The sequence below is a fragment of the Salinivibrio sp. ML323 genome (assembly GCF_001995745.1).
Lineage (GTDB): Bacteria > Pseudomonadota > Gammaproteobacteria > Enterobacterales > Vibrionaceae > Salinivibrio > Salinivibrio kushneri.
Window position 1 is genome coordinate 1 of the sequence record NZ_MUES01000055.1, and the last position, 2691, is coordinate 2691.

Consider the following 2691-nt stretch of genomic DNA (forward strand, 5'->3'; position numbering starts at 1 on the left):
CCATTTATGCATTTCGTTTCCATTAGAGACATTCGCAAAGAGGGTAAAGTTGAACATACCTTATCAGATATTATTTTGATAACTATTTGTGCGGTTCTTTCTGGTCATGATACCTGGAAAGGAATTAGTGATTATGGGCGAAAGCAGCGTGATTTTTTATTACGTTTTGGCTTCTCGGGTAWAGCACCACCATCTGCAGATACTATTGCAAGAGTGATGGGAACCTTCAGAAGCATTATAAAAAGCCTTTATAGAATTGATGAAATCGTGTCATGAACTAACAGATGGTGAAGTCATTGCCATTGATGGAAAAACACTGAAAGGATCGTATAACAGAGCAACAGACCAAGCTGCAATTCATATCTGATGGCTCCCCACTTCTTACATAGAAGAATCAGTGAGATAGGGTGAAAAAGGTAGGCAGATCCATGATAATCGGCGATGATGGGTCACCACAACACAAAAGCGCTAACCATCATGAATCTAGCCAGTATTCTACACTCTTTTTTCCTCATGTCCGAGTTCTCTGGCATCAAAGATAAACGACGCATCAACGCTGTCCTCGATTGCACCGATGCCTTGAATGGTAGTGGCACACTGACGTTAACCGGAGTCGGTCGCGGTATGAAGCGTACACAAACCAGGGTTAAGCACAGTATCAAGCGGGCGGGTCTGCCGCCTATTGGGCAACCGACATCTTCAGCGGGAAAGAGCGAGTGTCTATACCTTCGTGAGTCACTTTTTACTCAGGAACATTCAGCATCCAATCATTATTGTGGACTGGTCCCCGGTAAACCATGTCGATAAACAGATTATTCGGGCAACGATCCCTGTAGGAGGAAGAGCATTTACCCTCTATGAAGAAGTTCATCCAGAGAGCCAACTTGCTTCTTCGGAGATTCATAAGGCATTTATTCGCCGCCTAGCGATGATGATCCCTGAAGGAGTGATCCCCATCGTCACTACCGATGCTGGGTTTAAAGTGCCGTGGTTCAAACCTATAGAAGAGCAAGGTTGGTATTGGCTCGGCCGAGTCCGAGGTAACAGCCATATCCAGGTTGGTGGCCAATGGCATGAAGCCGATAGACTGTTCGGACAAGCCCAACTTAAACCGCGTCAGTTAGGCGCTGCAAGACTCACAAAACAACATAAGCATGCATGCCAGGCAGTGCTCTACCGGAAGAAGCTTAAAGGCCGAAAAGCGAAGAACTGGAGTGGCTCACTTAAACGAGATACCGCCAGTCGTGTCCATGCAAAAGGAGGAAGAGAGCCCTGGCTGTTAGTCTCGAACCTACCTGAAGACAGCTGGGGCGCTGAACGCCTTGTCGCGTTATATACACAACGGATGGCTATCGAAGAAGGGTTTCGAGATACAAAGAACGAGCGATTTGGTTTATCACTTAACTTTAGTGGTAGCCATTGCCCTAAGCGGATTGAGATCTTATTGCTGATTGCGATGCTGAGTCAATTTGGTCTTCTCATTCTGGGAAAGGTGGGTTACATGAAAGGTTACTATAGAGACTTTCAGGCTAATACCATTCGAACCCGCCGGGTTCTGTCCTATTTTTTCTTGGGTAGGGAGCTGATTGGACGAAAAGGATATGAGTACAGAGTACGGGATCTGGCTTTAGCGCTTGGAGGGCTGAAGGCAATGGCAGCGGGAGAGCTCAGGTGAAAAAAGTGGGGATCCCTCAGTACCCGGAGACCGTGCTGGGAAGCCTTTCATGACGGGGATGTTCATGCGTTTTCCGTGTGTGCACTGATTAATACCGATTTAAGTGTATTAGGTGATTTGGCTTATGATTGGCCTGAATTAAGAACGATGGGCCTCTTGGTGAGTGTTCGACAAGAAGGAAAATACGCCGAAGAGTCTGATTTTTCAGTGCGCTATTATATAAGCTCAAAAGCACTGACAGCGAAAGAGCTTCATGATGCCACACGCTCGCATTGATTAATTGAATCAATGTACTCTCAACTCGATGTTGGATTAAAAGAAGATGTTTGCCGAATAAGAGTCGATGACCGAGCGGAATTTTTTGCATGAATAAGGAAAATGGTTTTAAACTTATTTAAGCAGGAGAAGAGTTTCAAAGCCGGCATTCAATGCAAGCGAATGATGTGCGCAATGGACCAAGGTACCTAGCGACCTTGCTGGGAAGCCTTTCGTTATGTGGGTGTTCATGCTTCTCCGTACAGGCGAGACTGTTTCACTTCGCGGTTGAATCCGCAGGATCCTATATTTCTATGGTAAATAATAACTATGATAAATAAAAAAGTTTTTGCTCAAGGCGGCTTAGGGAATCAGCTTTTTCAATATTCTTTCTTTCTTCATATGTGCCAAAAATATGGAAAAGAAAACTGTACGTTCGATATGGGAAGAGTGGTTTATGACGGTCAACACAAAGGAATTAACCTTGAGCAGTTAATCGGTAATAATTTTGCTGGGCTTTGTTGCTCAAAAAATGATCAGCTTTCCTTTTTAATAAATGATAAGCTTCAATCCAGACTCATCAGATGGACACTACGATTTTTTAATATTCGGACTTTACCCAATTCATTTTATGATTATGATGCAAAGACATCGTACTCTCAGATTGACTTTCGTAAAGAAAAATTTATTGGTTATTTTCAATTTGTAGAGTCAGCAATTTTTAGTAAGGCATTAATTGAGGATTTGATTCTGAAACAACA

3 protein-coding genes and 1 pseudogene are annotated in these 2691 nt (G+C 43.6%); all 4 read left to right on the forward strand.

Annotated features, from left to right (window positions below):
* Positions 1–276 (forward strand): transposase family protein (locus BZG13_RS15010; RefSeq protein ID WP_131825410.1); only part of this gene is annotated, 276 nt, incomplete at its 5' end.
* A 406-nt stretch (positions 277–682) separates the two neighbouring features.
* The gene (locus tag BZG13_RS15015) at positions 683–1675 is read left to right on the forward strand and encodes an IS4 family transposase (protein ID WP_241824823.1); all 993 of its coding nucleotides are present in this window, start codon (positions 683–685) and stop codon (positions 1673–1675) included.
* Positions 1676–1753: 78 nt separating this feature from the next.
* Positions 1754–2160: pseudogene (locus BZG13_RS15560) on the forward strand (ISAs1 family transposase); the annotation flags it as partial.
* Between the two features lie 100 nt (positions 2161–2260).
* A partial coding sequence (locus BZG13_RS15025) for a hypothetical protein (RefSeq protein ID WP_198935538.1) occupies positions 2261–2691 on the forward strand: 431 nt, incomplete at its 3' end.